The 13579-nt window shown below is 55.6% G+C and carries 12 protein-coding genes, 1 pseudogene and 1 other annotated feature; of the genes and pseudogenes, 12 read left to right on the top strand and 1 reads right to left on the bottom strand.

The window, feature by feature from the left end:
* Position 1: 1 nt before the first annotated feature.
* The 10 genes and pseudogenes from dnaN (at position 2) to JBO43_RS20140 (ending at position 11912) form a co-directional block, all read left to right on the top strand.
* Positions 2 to 1102, top strand: coding sequence for a DNA polymerase III subunit beta (dnaN, locus tag JBO43_RS20185; protein ID WP_095279983.1), 1101 nt, complete (start codon positions 2 to 4; stop codon positions 1100 to 1102).
* Complete coding sequence (gene recF, locus JBO43_RS20180) at positions 1102 to 2175, top strand: DNA replication/repair protein RecF (protein ID WP_202674921.1); 1074 nt, start codon at positions 1102 to 1104, stop codon at positions 2173 to 2175. Before dnaN ends, recF begins: the two co-directional genes overlap by 1 nt.
* 28 nt (positions 2176 to 2203) lie before the next feature.
* Complete coding sequence (gene gyrB / locus JBO43_RS20175; protein WP_095279985.1) at positions 2204 to 4618, top strand: DNA topoisomerase (ATP-hydrolyzing) subunit B; 2415 nt, start codon at positions 2204 to 2206, stop codon at positions 4616 to 4618.
* A gap of 212 nt (positions 4619 to 4830) precedes the next feature.
* The gene (yidA, locus tag JBO43_RS20170) at positions 4831 to 5643 is read left to right on the top strand and encodes a sugar-phosphatase (RefSeq protein WP_095279986.1); all 813 of its coding nucleotides are present in this window, start codon (positions 4831 to 4833) and stop codon (positions 5641 to 5643) included.
* A gap of 223 nt (positions 5644 to 5866) precedes the next feature.
* Entirely contained in the window at positions 5867 to 6556 is a 690-nt protein-coding gene (gene dgoR / locus JBO43_RS20165; protein ID WP_095284130.1) for a D-galactonate utilization transcriptional regulator DgoR, read from the top strand.
* Entirely contained in the window at positions 6553 to 7431 is an 879-nt protein-coding gene (locus JBO43_RS20160) for a 2-dehydro-3-deoxygalactonokinase (protein ID WP_095279987.1), read from the top strand. The genes dgoR and JBO43_RS20160 overlap by 4 nt, the downstream gene beginning before the upstream one ends.
* Positions 7415 to 8032: a 2-dehydro-3-deoxy-6-phosphogalactonate aldolase gene (locus JBO43_RS20155; RefSeq protein WP_202674920.1), complete on the top strand. Its 618-nt coding sequence runs from the start codon at positions 7415 to 7417 to the stop codon at positions 8030 to 8032. The genes JBO43_RS20160 and JBO43_RS20155 overlap by 17 nt, the downstream gene beginning before the upstream one ends.
* Positions 8029 to 9177, top strand: coding sequence for a galactonate dehydratase (gene dgoD, locus JBO43_RS20150; RefSeq protein WP_103947842.1), 1149 nt, complete (start codon positions 8029 to 8031; stop codon positions 9175 to 9177). The genes JBO43_RS20155 and dgoD overlap by 4 nt, the downstream gene beginning before the upstream one ends.
* 121 nt (positions 9178 to 9298) lie before the next feature.
* Positions 9299 to 10634: pseudogene (locus JBO43_RS20145) on the top strand (MFS transporter).
* A gap of 51 nt (positions 10635 to 10685) precedes the next feature.
* Positions 10686 to 11912, top strand: coding sequence for a YidR family protein (locus tag JBO43_RS20140; RefSeq protein ID WP_202674918.1), 1227 nt, complete (start codon positions 10686 to 10688; stop codon positions 11910 to 11912).
* On the opposite strand, the gene JBO43_RS20135 is transcribed toward JBO43_RS20140, so the two are convergent.
* Positions 11913 to 12245 (bottom strand): YceK/YidQ family lipoprotein, encoded by a 333-nt coding sequence (locus JBO43_RS20135; protein WP_095279993.1) that lies wholly within the window; start codon positions 12243 to 12245, stop codon positions 11913 to 11915.
* 246 nt (positions 12246 to 12491) lie between these two features.
* Positions 12492 to 12564, top strand: a sequence feature (ROSE (Repression Of Heat Shock gene Expression) occurs in the 5'-region of heat shock genes and acts as an RNA thermometer to modulate expression.).
* Between JBO43_RS20135 and ibpA the strand changes: the two genes are divergently transcribed.
* Both ibpA and ibpB read left to right on the top strand, forming a co-directional pair.
* Positions 12558 to 12968: a small heat shock chaperone IbpA gene (gene ibpA, locus JBO43_RS20130; protein WP_103947840.1), complete on the top strand. Its 411-nt coding sequence runs from the start codon at positions 12558 to 12560 to the stop codon at positions 12966 to 12968. (Overlaps the previous feature by 7 nt.)
* Before the next feature lie 135 nt (positions 12969 to 13103).
* Entirely contained in the window at positions 13104 to 13532 is a 429-nt protein-coding gene (gene ibpB / locus JBO43_RS20125) for a small heat shock chaperone IbpB (RefSeq protein ID WP_103947839.1), read from the top strand.
* Positions 13533 to 13579: the final 47 nt, after the last annotated feature.

The raw sequence follows: 13579 nt of genomic DNA, 5'->3' as shown, positions 1-13579 counted from the left end.
TATGAAATTTACCGTTGAACGTGAACATTTATTAAAACCGCTGCAACAGGTGAGTGGCCCATTAGGTGGCCGCCCGACACTGCCTATTCTTGGAAACCTGCTGCTTCAGGTCGCTGACGGTACGCTGTCGCTGACCGGAACAGACCTCGAAATGGAAATGGTCGCGCGCGTGACACTTTCGCAACCGCATGATGCGGGGGCAACCACGGTTCCGGCGCGGAAGTTCTTTGATATTTGTCGTGGGCTGCCGGAAGGCGCAGAAATAGCTGTTCAGCTGGAAGGCGACCGTATTCTGGTGCGTTCTGGGCGCAGCCGTTTTTCGCTCTCGACGCTGCCTGCTGCCGACTTCCCGAACCTGGACGACTGGCAGAGTGAAGTCGAATTCACCCTGCCGCAGGCGACGATGAAACGTCTGATTGAAGCGACCCAGTTTTCGATGGCGCATCAGGACGTTCGCTACTACTTAAACGGCATGCTGTTCGAAACCGAAGGTGAAGAGCTGCGTACCGTGGCGACAGACGGCCACCGTCTGGCAGTCTGTTCCATGCCGATTGGCGTGACGCTGCCAAACCATTCGGTGATCGTACCGCGTAAAGGCGTGATTGAATTGATGCGAATGCTCGACGGTGGTGAAAACCCGCTGCGCGTGCAGATCGGCAGCAACAACATTCGCGCTCACGTGGGTGATTTTATCTTCACCTCGAAGCTGGTTGATGGCCGTTTCCCGGATTATCGTCGCGTATTGCCGAAGAACCCGGACAAAACGCTGGAAGCGGGCTGCGACATTCTCAAGCAGGCATTTGCCCGTGCAGCGATCCTCTCTAACGAGAAGTTCCGTGGCGTGCGTCTGTACGTGAGTGAAAATCAGATCAAAATCACCGCCAATAACCCGGAGCAGGAAGAGGCAGAAGAAATTCTGGACGTCACCTACGCCGGTACCGAAATGGAAATCGGCTTTAACGTTAGCTACGTGCTGGATGTGCTTAATGCACTGAAATGCGAAAACGTACGCATTCTGCTGACCGATTCCGTTTCCAGCGTACAGATTGAAGATGCTGCCAGCCAAAGCGCGGCTTATGTTGTCATGCCAATGAGACTGTAATGTCGCTCACCCGCTTGCTGATCCGCGACTTTCGCAATATTGAAAGCGCGGATCTCGCTCTCTCCCCCGGCTTTAATTTCCTGGTTGGCGCTAACGGCAGCGGCAAAACCAGCGTGCTGGAAGCCATCTACACGCTCGGCCACGGCCGCGCGTTTCGTAGCCTGCAGATTGGTCGCGTTATCCGCCACGAACAAGATGCTTTTGTCCTGCACGGTCGGCTTCAGGGCAACGAACGTGAAACCTCGATTGGCTTGACGAAAGACAAGCTGGGCGACAGCAAAGTGCGCATCGACGGCACCGACGGCCATAAAGTGGCTGAACTGGCGCTGCTGATGCCGATGCAGCTGATTACGCCGGAGGGGTTTACGCTGCTCAACGGCGGCCCCAAATACCGCAGAGCCTTCCTCGACTGGGGATGCTTTCACAACGAAGCGGGCTTCTTTACCGCCTGGAGCAACCTGAAACGGCTGCTCAAACAGCGCAACGCCGCGCTGCGTCAGGTGACTCGCTATGCCCAGTTGCGTCCGTGGGATATGGAATTGATTCCGCTTGCGGAACAAATCAGCCGCTGGCGTGCCGAATACAGCGCCGGTATCGCCGCAGATATGGCGGATACCTGCAAACAGTTTTTGCCTGAGTTTTCTCTTACCTTCTCTTTTCAGCGCGGCTGGGAGAAAGAGACAGAGTATGCCGACGTGCTGGAGAGAAGCTTCGAGCGCGATCGCATGTTGACCTACACCGCGCACGGCCCGCACAAAGCGGATTTCCGCATTCGTGCCGACGGTGCGCCGGTGGAAGATACTCTGTCGCGCGGGCAGCTTAAGCTGCTGATGTGCGCCCTGCGCCTGGCACAGGGTGAATTTTTAACTCGCGAGAGTGGGCGACGTTGCCTGTATCTACTAGATGATTTTGCCTCGGAACTCGACGACGCGCGGCGCGCGCTGCTTGCCAGCCGCTTAAAAGCCACGCAGTCGCAGGTTTTCGTCAGCGCCATTAGCGCTGAGCACGTGATGGACATGTCGGACAAAAATTCGAAGATGTTCACCGTGGAAAAGGGTAAAATAACGGATTAACCCAAGTTTAAATGAGCGAGAAACGTTGATGTCGAATTCTTATGACTCCTCCAGTATCAAAGTCCTGAAAGGGCTGGATGCGGTGCGTAAGCGCCCAGGTATGTATATCGGCGATACCGATGACGGCACCGGTCTGCACCACATGGTATTCGAGGTCGTGGATAACGCTATTGACGAAGCGCTCGCGGGTCACTGTAAAGATATTATCGTCACCATCCACGGCGATAACTCCGTTTCCGTACAGGATGATGGCCGTGGTATTCCGACCGGCATTCACCCGGAAGAGGGTGTCTCCGCTGCGGAAGTGATCATGACCGTCCTGCACGCAGGCGGTAAATTCGATGATAACTCTTATAAAGTGTCCGGCGGCCTGCACGGCGTAGGTGTTTCTGTGGTGAACGCCCTGTCGCAGAAGCTGGAGCTGGTCATCTATCGCGAAGGCAAAATTCATAACCAGATTTACACTCACGGCGTGCCTCAGGCCCCGCTGGCTGTGACTGGCGAAACTGAAAAGACCGGGACCACCGTGCGTTTCTGGCCGAGCCACGAAACGTTCTCTAACGTGGTTGAATTCGAATACGACATTCTGGCGAAACGCCTGCGCGAGCTGTCGTTCCTGAACTCTGGTGTCTCCATCCGCCTGCGCGACAAGCGCGACGGTAAAGAAGATCATTTCCACTACGAAGGTGGCATCAAAGCGTTTGTTGAGTACCTCAACAAAAACAAAACCCCGATCCACCCGAATATCTTCTACTTCTCCACCGAAAAAGACGGTATCGGTGTTGAAGTCGCGCTGCAATGGAACGATGGTTTCCAGGAAAACATCTACTGCTTCACCAACAACATTCCACAGCGTGATGGTGGTACCCACCTGGTCGGCTTCCGTACGGCGATGACCCGTACCCTGAACGCCTACATGGATAAAGAAGGCTACAGCAAAAAAGCGAAAGTCAGCGCCACCGGTGACGATGCCCGTGAAGGCCTGATTGCTGTGGTTTCCGTTAAAGTACCGGACCCGAAATTCTCCTCTCAGACCAAAGACAAACTGGTCTCTTCCGAGGTGAAAACAGCAGTTGAGCAGCAGATGAACGAACTGCTGAGCGAATACCTGTTGGAAAACCCGTCAGACGCGAAAATCGTCGTCGGCAAAATTATCGATGCGGCACGTGCTCGCGAAGCGGCGCGTAAAGCCCGTGAAATGACCCGTCGTAAAGGTGCTTTGGATCTGGCTGGTCTGCCAGGCAAACTGGCGGACTGTCAGGAACGCGATCCGGCTCGCTCTGAACTGTACCTTGTGGAAGGGGACTCTGCGGGCGGATCTGCCAAGCAGGGCCGTAACCGTAAGAACCAGGCGATTCTGCCACTGAAAGGTAAAATCCTTAACGTTGAGAAAGCGCGCTTCGACAAGATGCTCTCTTCTCAGGAAGTGGCGACGCTTATCACCGCGCTCGGTTGCGGTATCGGTCGCGACGAGTACAACCCGGACAAACTGCGCTATCACAGCATCATCATCATGACCGATGCGGACGTCGATGGTTCACACATCCGTACCCTGCTGCTGACCTTCTTCTACCGTCAGATGCCAGAAATCGTTGAACGCGGCCATATCTACATTGCACAGCCACCGCTGTACAAAGTGAAGAAAGGCAAGCAGGAACAGTACATTAAAGACGACGAAGCGATGGATCAGTACCAGATTTCTATCGCTCTGGATGGCGCGACCCTGCATGCCAATGCCCACGCTCCGGCTGTGGCGGGTGAGCCACTGGAAAAACTGGTCTCTGAGTACAACGCAACGCAGAAAATGATTGGCCGTATGGAGCGTCGCTTCCCGCGCACGCTGCTGAAAGAGCTGGTTTATCAGCCGACGCTGGCTGAAGCCGATCTGAGCGATGAGCAGACTGTAACCCGTTGGGTGAACGCACTGGTGACCGAGCTGAACGAAAGCGAGCAGCACGGCAGCATGTGGCAGTTCGACGTTCGCGAGAACGCTGAGCAGCATCTGTTTGAGCCGATTATCCGTGTGCGTACTCACGGCGTAGACACCGACTATCCGCTGGATCACGAGTTTGTGACCGGCGGTGAATACCGTCGTCTATGCACCCTGGGCGAGAAACTGCGCGGTCTGATCGAAGAAGACGCGTTCATCGAACGTGGCGAACGCCGTCAGCCAGTTGCCAGCTTCGAGCAGGCGCTGGACTGGCTGGTGAAAGAGTCCCGTCGTGGCCTCTCCATTCAGCGTTATAAAGGTCTGGGCGAAATGAACCCGGATCAGCTGTGGGAAACGACGATGGACCCGGAAAGCCGCCGTATGCTGCGCGTCACCGTGAAAGATGCGATTGCTGCTGACCAGCTGTTCACGACCCTGATGGGCGACGCCGTTGAACCGCGCCGCGCCTTCATCGAAGAGAACGCATTGAAAGCAGCGAATATCGACATTTAATTCCTGGTGTCGTCTGTGTTCCCCGGTGGCGCTAAGCTTACCGGGGCTACAGAACCCGTAGGCCCGGTAAGCTTAGCGCCACCGGGCTTTTCTTTGCCTGCAAAAGAGGAATCCCCCTCTTAACCCCATCCCCCTTTATCCACGACTCTTTTACTGTTTTCTGTGCTAAATCGCGTTAGCATGAGGACAGACTCATTTAAATCGGGGATCTCATGGCCATCAAACTCATTGCAATCGATATGGACGGCACGCTGCTGCTGCCAGACCACACTATCTCTCCTGCCGTTAAGAACGCGATTGCCGCCGCTCGCGCCAAAGGCGTGAACGTCGTGCTGACCACGGGTCGTCCGTATGCCGGAGTTCACAGCTACCTGAAAGAGCTGCACATGGAACAGCCGGGCGATTACTGCATCACCTACAACGGTGCGCTAGTGCAGAACGCCAGCGACGGCAGCACGGTCGCGCAAACAGCGTTGAGCTATGACGATTACCTGTATCTCGAAAAACTGTCCCGCGAAGTGGGTTCTCACTTCCACGCGCTCGATCGCAACACGCTTTACACCGCCAACCGCGATATCAGCTACTACACGGTGCATGAATCCTTCGTGGCGACCATTCCGCTGGTGTTCTGCGAGCCGGAAAACATGGACCCGGCGACGCAGTTCCTGAAAGTGATGATGATTGATGAGCCCGCGATTCTGGACCAGGCTATTGCCCGCATTCCGGCTGAAGTGAAAGAGAAATACACCGTGCTGAAAAGCGCGCCGTACTTCCTCGAAATCCTCGATAAACGCGTCAATAAAGGCACCGGCGTAAAATCGCTGGCCGATACGCTGGGTATCAAGCCGGAAGAGGTAATGACCTTAGGCGATCAGGAAAATGACATCGCGATGATCGAATACGCAGGCATGGGTGTGGCGATGGAAAACGCGATCCCGTCCGTGAAAGAGGTGGCTAACTTCGTCACCAAATCGAACCTTGAAGATGGCGTGGCGTACGCGATCGAGAAGTTTGTGCTGAATTAATCACTGCTCATCCATCAGCCCCGGTTATCCACCGGGGCTTTTTTTTGTCTGTCGATCGTTGGGTTGTTCTTTTTGTGATCTGGATTGTAGTACAACACAATATGATTGTACTACGATGTGCTCATGGAATTGACGAATGGCTTCACGTTTGTACTGCAAAAGTGAGGCGAAACTCAGCGGTCGCGGTAAAGTAGTGATGGATAAAACGAAATCAGGACTCTCCATGACTCTCAATAAAACCGACCGCATCGTCATCACGCTGGGCAATCAGATTGTCAGCGGAAAATACGTACCGGGTTCGCCGCTGCCCGCCGAGGCAGAGCTGTGCGAGGAGTTTGAAACCTCGCGCAACATCATCCGCGAAGTGTTTCGCTCGCTGATGGCGAAACGGCTGATCGAAATGAAGCGTTATCGCGGGGCTTTTGTGGCACCGCGTAACCAGTGGAACTATCTGGATACTGACGTTCTGCAATGGGTGCTGGAAAACGACTACGACCCGCGCCTCATCGGGGCGATGAGCGAGGTGCGTAACCTGGTGGAACCGGCCATTGCCCGCTGGGCAGCGGAAAGAGCGACATCGGGTGACCTGGCGCAGATTGAAGCGGCGCTCAACGACATGATCGCCAACAACCAGGATCGGGACGCCTTTAACGAAGCGGATATTCGCTACCACGAGGCGGTGCTGGAGTCGGTACATAACCCAGTTTTACAGCAGCTTAGCGTGGCAATCAGCTCGCTACAGCGCGCAGTATTTGAACGAACCTGGATGGGTGATGAGGCCAACATGCCCCAGACGCTCCAGGAACATAAAGCGCTGTTCGATGCGATACGGCATCAGGACAGCAATGCGGCAGAGCAGGCGGCGCTCCACATGATCGCCAGCTCGACACGAAGGTTAAAGGAAATCACATGACATCTCGCTACATCGCAATCGACTGGGGATCGACCAATCTGCGCGCCTGGCTGTATGAAGGCGACAGATGCCTGGAGAGCAGACAGTCCGAAGCAGGCGTCACGCGCCTGAACGGTAAATCCCCGCAGGCGGTGTTAGCAGAAGTCACAGAAAACTGGCGCGAAGGCGCCACCCCGGTGGTGATGGCAGGAATGGTCGGCAGTAACGTGGGCTGGAAAATGGCTCCGTACTTGCCGGTTCCTGCTCATTTCGACGCCATTGGTCAGCAGTTAACGTCCGTTGGCGACAATATCTGGATTATTCCAGGGCTGTGTGTCTCCCGCGACGATAACCACAACGTGATGCGTGGCGAAGAGACACAGCTGCTTGGCGCGCGCACCCTTTCTCCTTCTTCTGTCTATGTCATGCCCGGAACGCACTGCAAATGGGTGCAGGCCGACACGCAGCAAATCCACGACTTTCGTACCGTGATGACGGGTGAATTGCACCACCTGCTGCTGCGTCATTCTCTGGTGGGCGCGGGCCTGCCAGAACAGGAATCGTCTCCTGAGGCCTTTGCTGCCGGGCTGACGCGCGGTCTCGCCTCGCCTGCCGTTCTGCCACAACTTTTTGAAGTTCGCGCTTCACACGTGCTGGGAAATCTCCCGCGTGAACAGGTCAGCGAATTTCTCTCCGGTCTGCTGATTGGCGCTGAAGTCGCCACCCTGGGCGAAAAGTTCGCCGGGCAGCAGGCCATCACCCTTGTCGCGGGTTCATCCTTAGCCGCTCGCTACCAACAGGCGTTCCGCGCTTTTGGTCGTGAAGCAGCAGTGATTGAAGGCGACGTGGCATTTCAGGCAGGTATAAGGAGCATCGCTCATGCAGTGGCAAACTAAACTCCCTCTCATCGCGATTTTGCGCGGCATCACGCCGGATGAAGCCCTCGCGCACGTCGGCGCGGTCATCGACGCTGGTTTTGACGCGGTGGAAATCCCGCTCAATTCGCCGCAGTGGGAAAAAAGCATCCCGGCGGTCGTCGACGCGTTTGGCGATCAAGCGCTGATTGGCGCAGGCACGGTCTTAAAACCAGAGCAAGTTGATCAGCTCGCCAAAATGGGCTGCAAACTGATCGTCACGCCCAATATTCAGCCGGACGTTATCCGCCGTGCGGTGAGCTACGGCATGACCGTTTGCCCAGGCTGCGCGACGGCGACAGAAGCTTTTACCGCGCTGGATGCAGGCGCTCAGGCGCTGAAAATTTTCCCGTCGTCGGCCTTCGGCCCTGACTATATCAAAGCCTTAAAAGCGGTACTTCCTGGGGACGTTCCGGTCTTTGCCGTGGGGGGCGTAACGCCAGAAAACATGGTGCAGTGGCTCAATGCCGGTTGCGCCGGAGCGGGTCTGGGCAGCGATCTCTATCGCGCCGGGCAGTCCGTTGAGCGAACCGCCGAGCAGGCCGCCGCCTTTGTTAAAGCGTACCGGGAGGCGGTGAAATGAAAATTACCAATATCACGACCTACCGCTTACCTCCGCGCTGGATGTTTTTGAAAATCGAGACCGACGAAGGCATCGTTGGCTGGGGCGAGCCGGTGATTGAAGGTCGCGCGCGTACCGTAGAAGCGGCAGTCCATGAGCTGAAAGAGTTTCTCATTGGTCAGGACCCGGCACGTATCAACGATCTGTGGCAGGTGATGTATCGCGGCAGTTTCTATCGCGGCGGCCCGATCCTGATGAGTGCCATCGCCGGTATCGACCAGGCGCTGTGGGATATCAAAGGCAAAGTGCTGAATGCACCGGTGTGGCAGCTGATGGGCGGCCTGGTGCGCGACAAAATCAAAGCCTACAGCTGGGTCGGGGGTGACCGTCCGGCTGAGGTGATCGACGGCATCAAAACCCTGCGCAAAATCGGCTTTGATACCTTCAAGCTTAACGGCTGCGAAGAAATGGGGGTGATTGATAACTCCCGTGCGGTGGATAACGCCGTGAATACCGTGGCGCAAATCCGCGAAGCCTTCGGCAATGAGATTGAGTTTGGCCTCGATTTCCACGGTCGCGTGAGTGCGCCGATGGCGAAAGTGCTGATTAAAGAGCTGGAGCCGTACCGCCCGCTGTTTATTGAAGAGCCGGTGCTGGCGGAGCAGGCGGAGTACTATCCGAAGCTGGCGGCACAAACTCATATTCCAATCGCGGCGGGTGAACGCATGTTCTCGCGCTTCGAATTCAAACGCGTGCTGGAAGCGGGCGGCCTGGCGATTCTGCAGCCGGATCTGTCCCACGCCGGGGGCATCACCGAATGCTACAAAATCGCCGGTATGGCTGAAGCCTACGACGTGGCGCTGGCACCGCACTGTCCGCTCGGACCGATTGCGCTGGCCGCCTGTCTGCATATCGACTTTGTTTCACGCAACGCGGTGTTGCAGGAGCAGAGCATGGGCATTCACTACAACAAGGGCGCAGAACTGCTCGACTTTGTGAAGAACAAAGAAGACTTCAACATGGAAGGCGGCCACTTCAAACCGCTGATGAAGCCGGGCCTGGGCGTTGAAATCGACGAAGCCAAAGTCATCGAAATGAGCAAACAGGCTCCGGACTGGCGCAACCCGCTGTGGCGATACGAGGACGGTTCTGTCGCCGAGTGGTAATTCGCCGGATGGCGCTGCGCTTATCCGGCCTACGGTTTAAGACCTTGTAGGCCCGGTAAGCGCAGCGCCACCGGGCAAAAAATCGTAAACAAAAAACATAACCCTCTGTAACTTACAGGGCATGGTGACGTGTATCGCTATGCCCAAAATCTGGAGACAGATTAATGGATATTTCTGTGACTACCGCAAAAACAGGCCGTCGTCGTTACCTGACGCTGCTGATGATTTTTATTACTGTGGTGATTTGCTACGTTGACCGCGCCAACCTGGCCGTGGCCTCCGCGCATATTCAGAAAGAGTTTGGCATTTCGAAAACGGAGATGGGCTACATCTTCTCGGCGTTTGCCTGGATGTACACGATTTGCCAGATCCCCGGCGGACGCGTGCTGGACCGCCTGGGCTCCCGCACCACCTATTTCATTGCCATTTTCGGCTGGTCCGTCGCGACCCTGCTCCAGGGTTTTGCCACCGGTCTGCTGTCGCTGATTGGTCTGCGCGCCATTACCGGTGTCTTCGAAGCGCCCGCTTTCCCGACCAATAACCGCATGGTCACCAGCTGGTTCCCGGAGCAAGAACGTGCCTCGGCGGTGGGGTTCTACACCTCCGGGCAGTTCGTCGGCCTGGCGTTCCTGACACCGCTGCTGATCTGGATCCAGGAGATGTTGAGCTGGCACTGGGTATTTATTATCACCGGTGGGATCGGCATTATCTGGGCGCTGATCTGGCATAAAGTTTATCAGGCTCCGCGCAAAACCAAGGGTATCACTCAGGCGGAACTGGATTACATCGAGCAGGGCGGTGGGCTGGTGGACGGCGATGCGCAGGTCGAAAACAAGGTACGCGCGCCGCTGACCAAAGCCGACTGGAAGCTGGTTTTCCACCGCAAGCTGGTGGGCGTTTACCTGGGTCAGTTCGCTATTGCCTCCACGCTGTGGTTCTTCCTGACCTGGTTCCCGAACTATCTGACCCAGGAAAAAGGCATCACCGCGCTGAAAGCCGGTTTCATGACCACGGTGCCGTTCCTGGCGGCGTTCGTCGGCGTGCTGCTCTCGGGCTGGATTGCCGACAGATTAGTGCGCAAAGGTTTCTCAATTGGTTTCTCGCGTAAGCTGCCGATCATCTTTGGCCTGCTGATCTCCACCTGCATCATGGGTGCAAACTACACCAATGACCCGGTGTGGATCACGGTGCTGATGGCAGTTGCCTTCTTCGGTAACGGTTTTGCGTCGATCACCTGGTCGCTGGTTTCTTCGCTGGCACCGATGCGCCTGATTGGCCTGACCGGGGGCGTGTTTAACTTTGCCGGCGGTTTAGGCGGCATCACCGTTCCGCTGGTGATTGGTTATCTGGCTCAGGCACACGGATTTGCGCCTGCTCTGACTTACATCTCCGTTATCACCCTGATTGGCGCGCTCTCTTACATCCTGCTGGTCGGCGATGTTAAACGTGTAGGCTAATTCTTCACGATGCTTTACCCTGATGCGATAACCGCGCATCAGGGTCTCCTCATGAAACAAATCACCTTCGCTCCCCGCAATCATCAGCTTACGAACATCAACACCTGGACACCTGACAGCCACTGGCTGGTGTTTGACGTGCGTCCGTCCGGCGCATCTTTTACCGGTGAAACTATCGAACGGGTTAACGTGAAAACGGGCGAAACCGAGGTGATCTATCGCGCCGGAAATGGTGCGCACATCGGCGTGGTGACCGTTCATCCCTCGGATGACCAATACGTCTTTATTCATGGCCCGGAAAACCCGGATGCGAGCTGGAAGTATGACTTTCACCACCGTCGCGGTGCGATCGTCCAACACGGCGAGGTGACGAATCTGGATGCGATGGATATCACCGCGCCTTATACCCCTGGTGCATTGCGTGGCGGCACTCACGTTCACGTCTTTAGCCCTGACGGGACGTTCGTCAGCTTTACCTATAACGATCACGTTCTGCACGAGCGCGATGCAGCGCTGGATTTGCGTAACGTCGGCGTCGCCGCGCCGTTCGGCCCGGTCACACCGCAGGGCAATCATCCGCGTGAATATGCAGGTGCATTCTGGAGCGTACTGATTAGCCGTACGACGCCAACGCCAAAGCCAGGCAGTGATGAGATCAATCGCGCTTATGAAGAGGGCTGGGTGGGGAATAACCGGCTGGCCTTTATCGGCGACACTTTGTCTGAACGCGGCGAAAAAGTGCCGGAACTGTTTATCGTTGATTTGCCTAAAGATGAGGCTGGCTGGAAACGCGCAGGCGACGCGCCGCTGGAAGGCACAGCGGAAACCTTGCCCGCGCCGCCTGCTGGCGTTATGCAGCGCCGTTTAACCTTTACTCACGGCAATCGTTATCCAGGCCTGGTGAGCGTGCCGCGCCACTGGGTGCGAAGCAATTCTCAGGGCAGCGAAATCGCGTTTCTGATGCGCGATGAAAACGGCATTGTTCAGCTGTGGCTGATCGCGCCTGAAGGCGGTGAGACGCGCCAGCTAACGCACAACCAGAGCGATATTCAGTCGGCGTTTAACTGGCATCCGTCGGGCGATGCGCTCGGATTTGTGCTGGATAATCGCGTTGCCTGCTGCGATGCGCGAAGCGGAGAGGTAACGTTTCTGACGTCCGATCACGGCAATCCGCCATCAGGCGATGCGGTTGTGTTCTCACCGGACGGGCATTGGGTTGCGTGGATGGAAGAGATCGCCGGTTTCCGTCAGCTTTGGGTGACAGAAACCGGGATGTAATCAGGGGGCAGGCATTGCGGCGGGCGGGATAACAGAATTGGTCGCCATATTCTGCTTCTCGCTTTTTTCCACGCGTGAACGCACCGAGCTATCGGTGCGGAACAGATCCCAGGGGACTAATAGCGTATCCAGTACGGCCGTAAACGGCAGGTCCAGAATCGCCAGGGATTTGGTGCCCCAGTTCGTATCATCATCCGAAATCATATTCGCGCTGGCGCGCGTGCCCGGATATGTTCCTTCTTTACCGCCGGTGTGAGACATCACGCTCGAACACCCGCAAAGTAAAACCACTATGCTGCACGCGGTCAGCTTTATCAGAACATTTTTCATCATCTGTTAATCAATGTTAATGGCGCGACATAACTGCAATATCGTTTTATATCGGGCCATGTGCGAAAAGAATAGTTGGAAAGCGCCGCACTGTGGCAGCCATCGCAATTTAACCCTTTGTGCTGTAGTCCCAGTCTATGCGAGTGTCAGCAAAGTGCAAAAAAATCTCGCATTTAAGCTCTTGAAAAGACCGAAAGCAGACCCATTTTATGTTTGTAGCCGAAGAACGAACACGCCTGATGGGTGTTTGGTGGCTCAATGGCCTGTCCATAGTGGAAGGCAAATATTACTCGCTGATTTCAGGAGCTTTGATCTATGCGTAATTTCGATTTTTCCCCGCTGTACCGTTCAGCCATTGGTTTCGATCGCCTGTTCAACCATATAGAAAATAACCAAAGCCAGGGTAACGGTTACCCTCCATACAACGTTGAGCTGGTAGACGAAAACCACTACCGCATCGCAATTGCCGTCGCCGGTTTCGCCGAAAGCGAACTGGAAATCACCGCGCAGGACAACCTGCTGGTGGTGAAAGGGGCGCATACCGCAGAGCAGAAAGAGCGTACCTACCTTTATCAGGGTATCGCGGAGCGCAACTTCGAGCGCAAATTCCAGTTAGCCGAGAACATCCACGTTCACGGTGCGAACCTGGTTAACGGCCTGCTGTTTATCGATCTGGAACGCGTGATTCCAGAAGAGAAAAAACCGCGCCGTATCGAAATCAACTAATTAAGCGGGTCGCTTATGCGGCCCATCCAGAACTTGCTTGCCGTAATGGGAGCAGATGCGAATCCATCAGGATTTGCAGGAACAACTGCGCACAAAATAACTGCGCTTAACTCGCTTCTTAGAAGGAGAATAACCATGCGTAACTACGACTTATCCCCTCTGCTGCGTCAGTGGATTGGCTTTGACAAACTGGCTAACGCTCTGCAAAGCACCGCTGAACAACAAAGTTTTCCGCCGTACAACATCGAAAAAAGCGATGACAACCACTATCGCATCACGCTGGCGCTGGCCGGGTTCCGTCAGGAAGATCTCGATATCCAGCTCGAAGGTACGCGCCTTACTGTAAAAGGCACGCCAGAAAAACCGCAAACCGAGACACAGTGGCTGCATCAGGGCCTGGTCACTCAGCCATTTAGCCTGAGCTTTACCCTGGCCGACCATATGGAAGTTTCCGGTGCGACCTTTACCAACGGGCTGTTGCATATCGATCTGACGCGTAACGTTCCGGAAGCGCTGGCCCCGCAGAAAATCGCGATCAGCGAGCGTCCGGCGTTGAATAGCTAATACGTTGTGTTGCTCTTCTCCCTCTCCCTGTGGGAGAGGGCCGGGGT

It is taken from the genome of Lelliottia jeotgali (genome assembly GCF_016771845.1).
Lineage (GTDB): Bacteria > Pseudomonadota > Gammaproteobacteria > Enterobacterales > Enterobacteriaceae > Enterobacter > Enterobacter jeotgali.
This window is presented reverse-complemented; position numbering and strand designations above follow the sequence as displayed.

Bases quoted from the DNA above. Each gene is read 5' to 3' on its own strand.
- JBO43_RS20135 (WP_095279993.1), bottom strand. From the start codon at position 12,245: ATGATGAAAAATGTTCTGATAAAGCTGACCGCGTGCAGCATAGTGGTT.
- dgoD (WP_103947842.1), top strand. From the start codon at position 8,029: ATGAAAATTACCAATATCACGACCTACCGCTTACCTCCGCGCTGGATG.
- JBO43_RS20140 (WP_202674918.1), top strand. From the start codon at position 10,686: ATGAAACAAATCACCTTCGCTCCCCGCAATCATCAGCTTACGAACATC.
- recF (WP_202674921.1), top strand. From the start codon at position 1,102: ATGTCGCTCACCCGCTTGCTGATCCGCGACTTTCGCAATATTGAAAGC.
- dgoR (WP_095284130.1), top strand. From the start codon at position 5,867: ATGACTCTCAATAAAACCGACCGCATCGTCATCACGCTGGGCAATCAG.
- dnaN (WP_095279983.1), top strand. From the start codon at position 2: ATGAAATTTACCGTTGAACGTGAACATTTATTAAAACCGCTGCAACAG.
- ibpB (WP_103947839.1), top strand. From the start codon at position 13,104: ATGCGTAACTACGACTTATCCCCTCTGCTGCGTCAGTGGATTGGCTTT.
- yidA (WP_095279986.1), top strand. From the start codon at position 4,831: ATGGCCATCAAACTCATTGCAATCGATATGGACGGCACGCTGCTGCTG.
- JBO43_RS20155 (WP_202674920.1), top strand. From the start codon at position 7,415: ATGCAGTGGCAAACTAAACTCCCTCTCATCGCGATTTTGCGCGGCATC.
- ibpA (WP_103947840.1), top strand. From the start codon at position 12,558: ATGCGTAATTTCGATTTTTCCCCGCTGTACCGTTCAGCCATTGGTTTC.
- gyrB (WP_095279985.1), top strand. From the start codon at position 2,204: ATGTCGAATTCTTATGACTCCTCCAGTATCAAAGTCCTGAAAGGGCTG.
- JBO43_RS20160 (WP_095279987.1), top strand. From the start codon at position 6,553: ATGACATCTCGCTACATCGCAATCGACTGGGGATCGACCAATCTGCGC.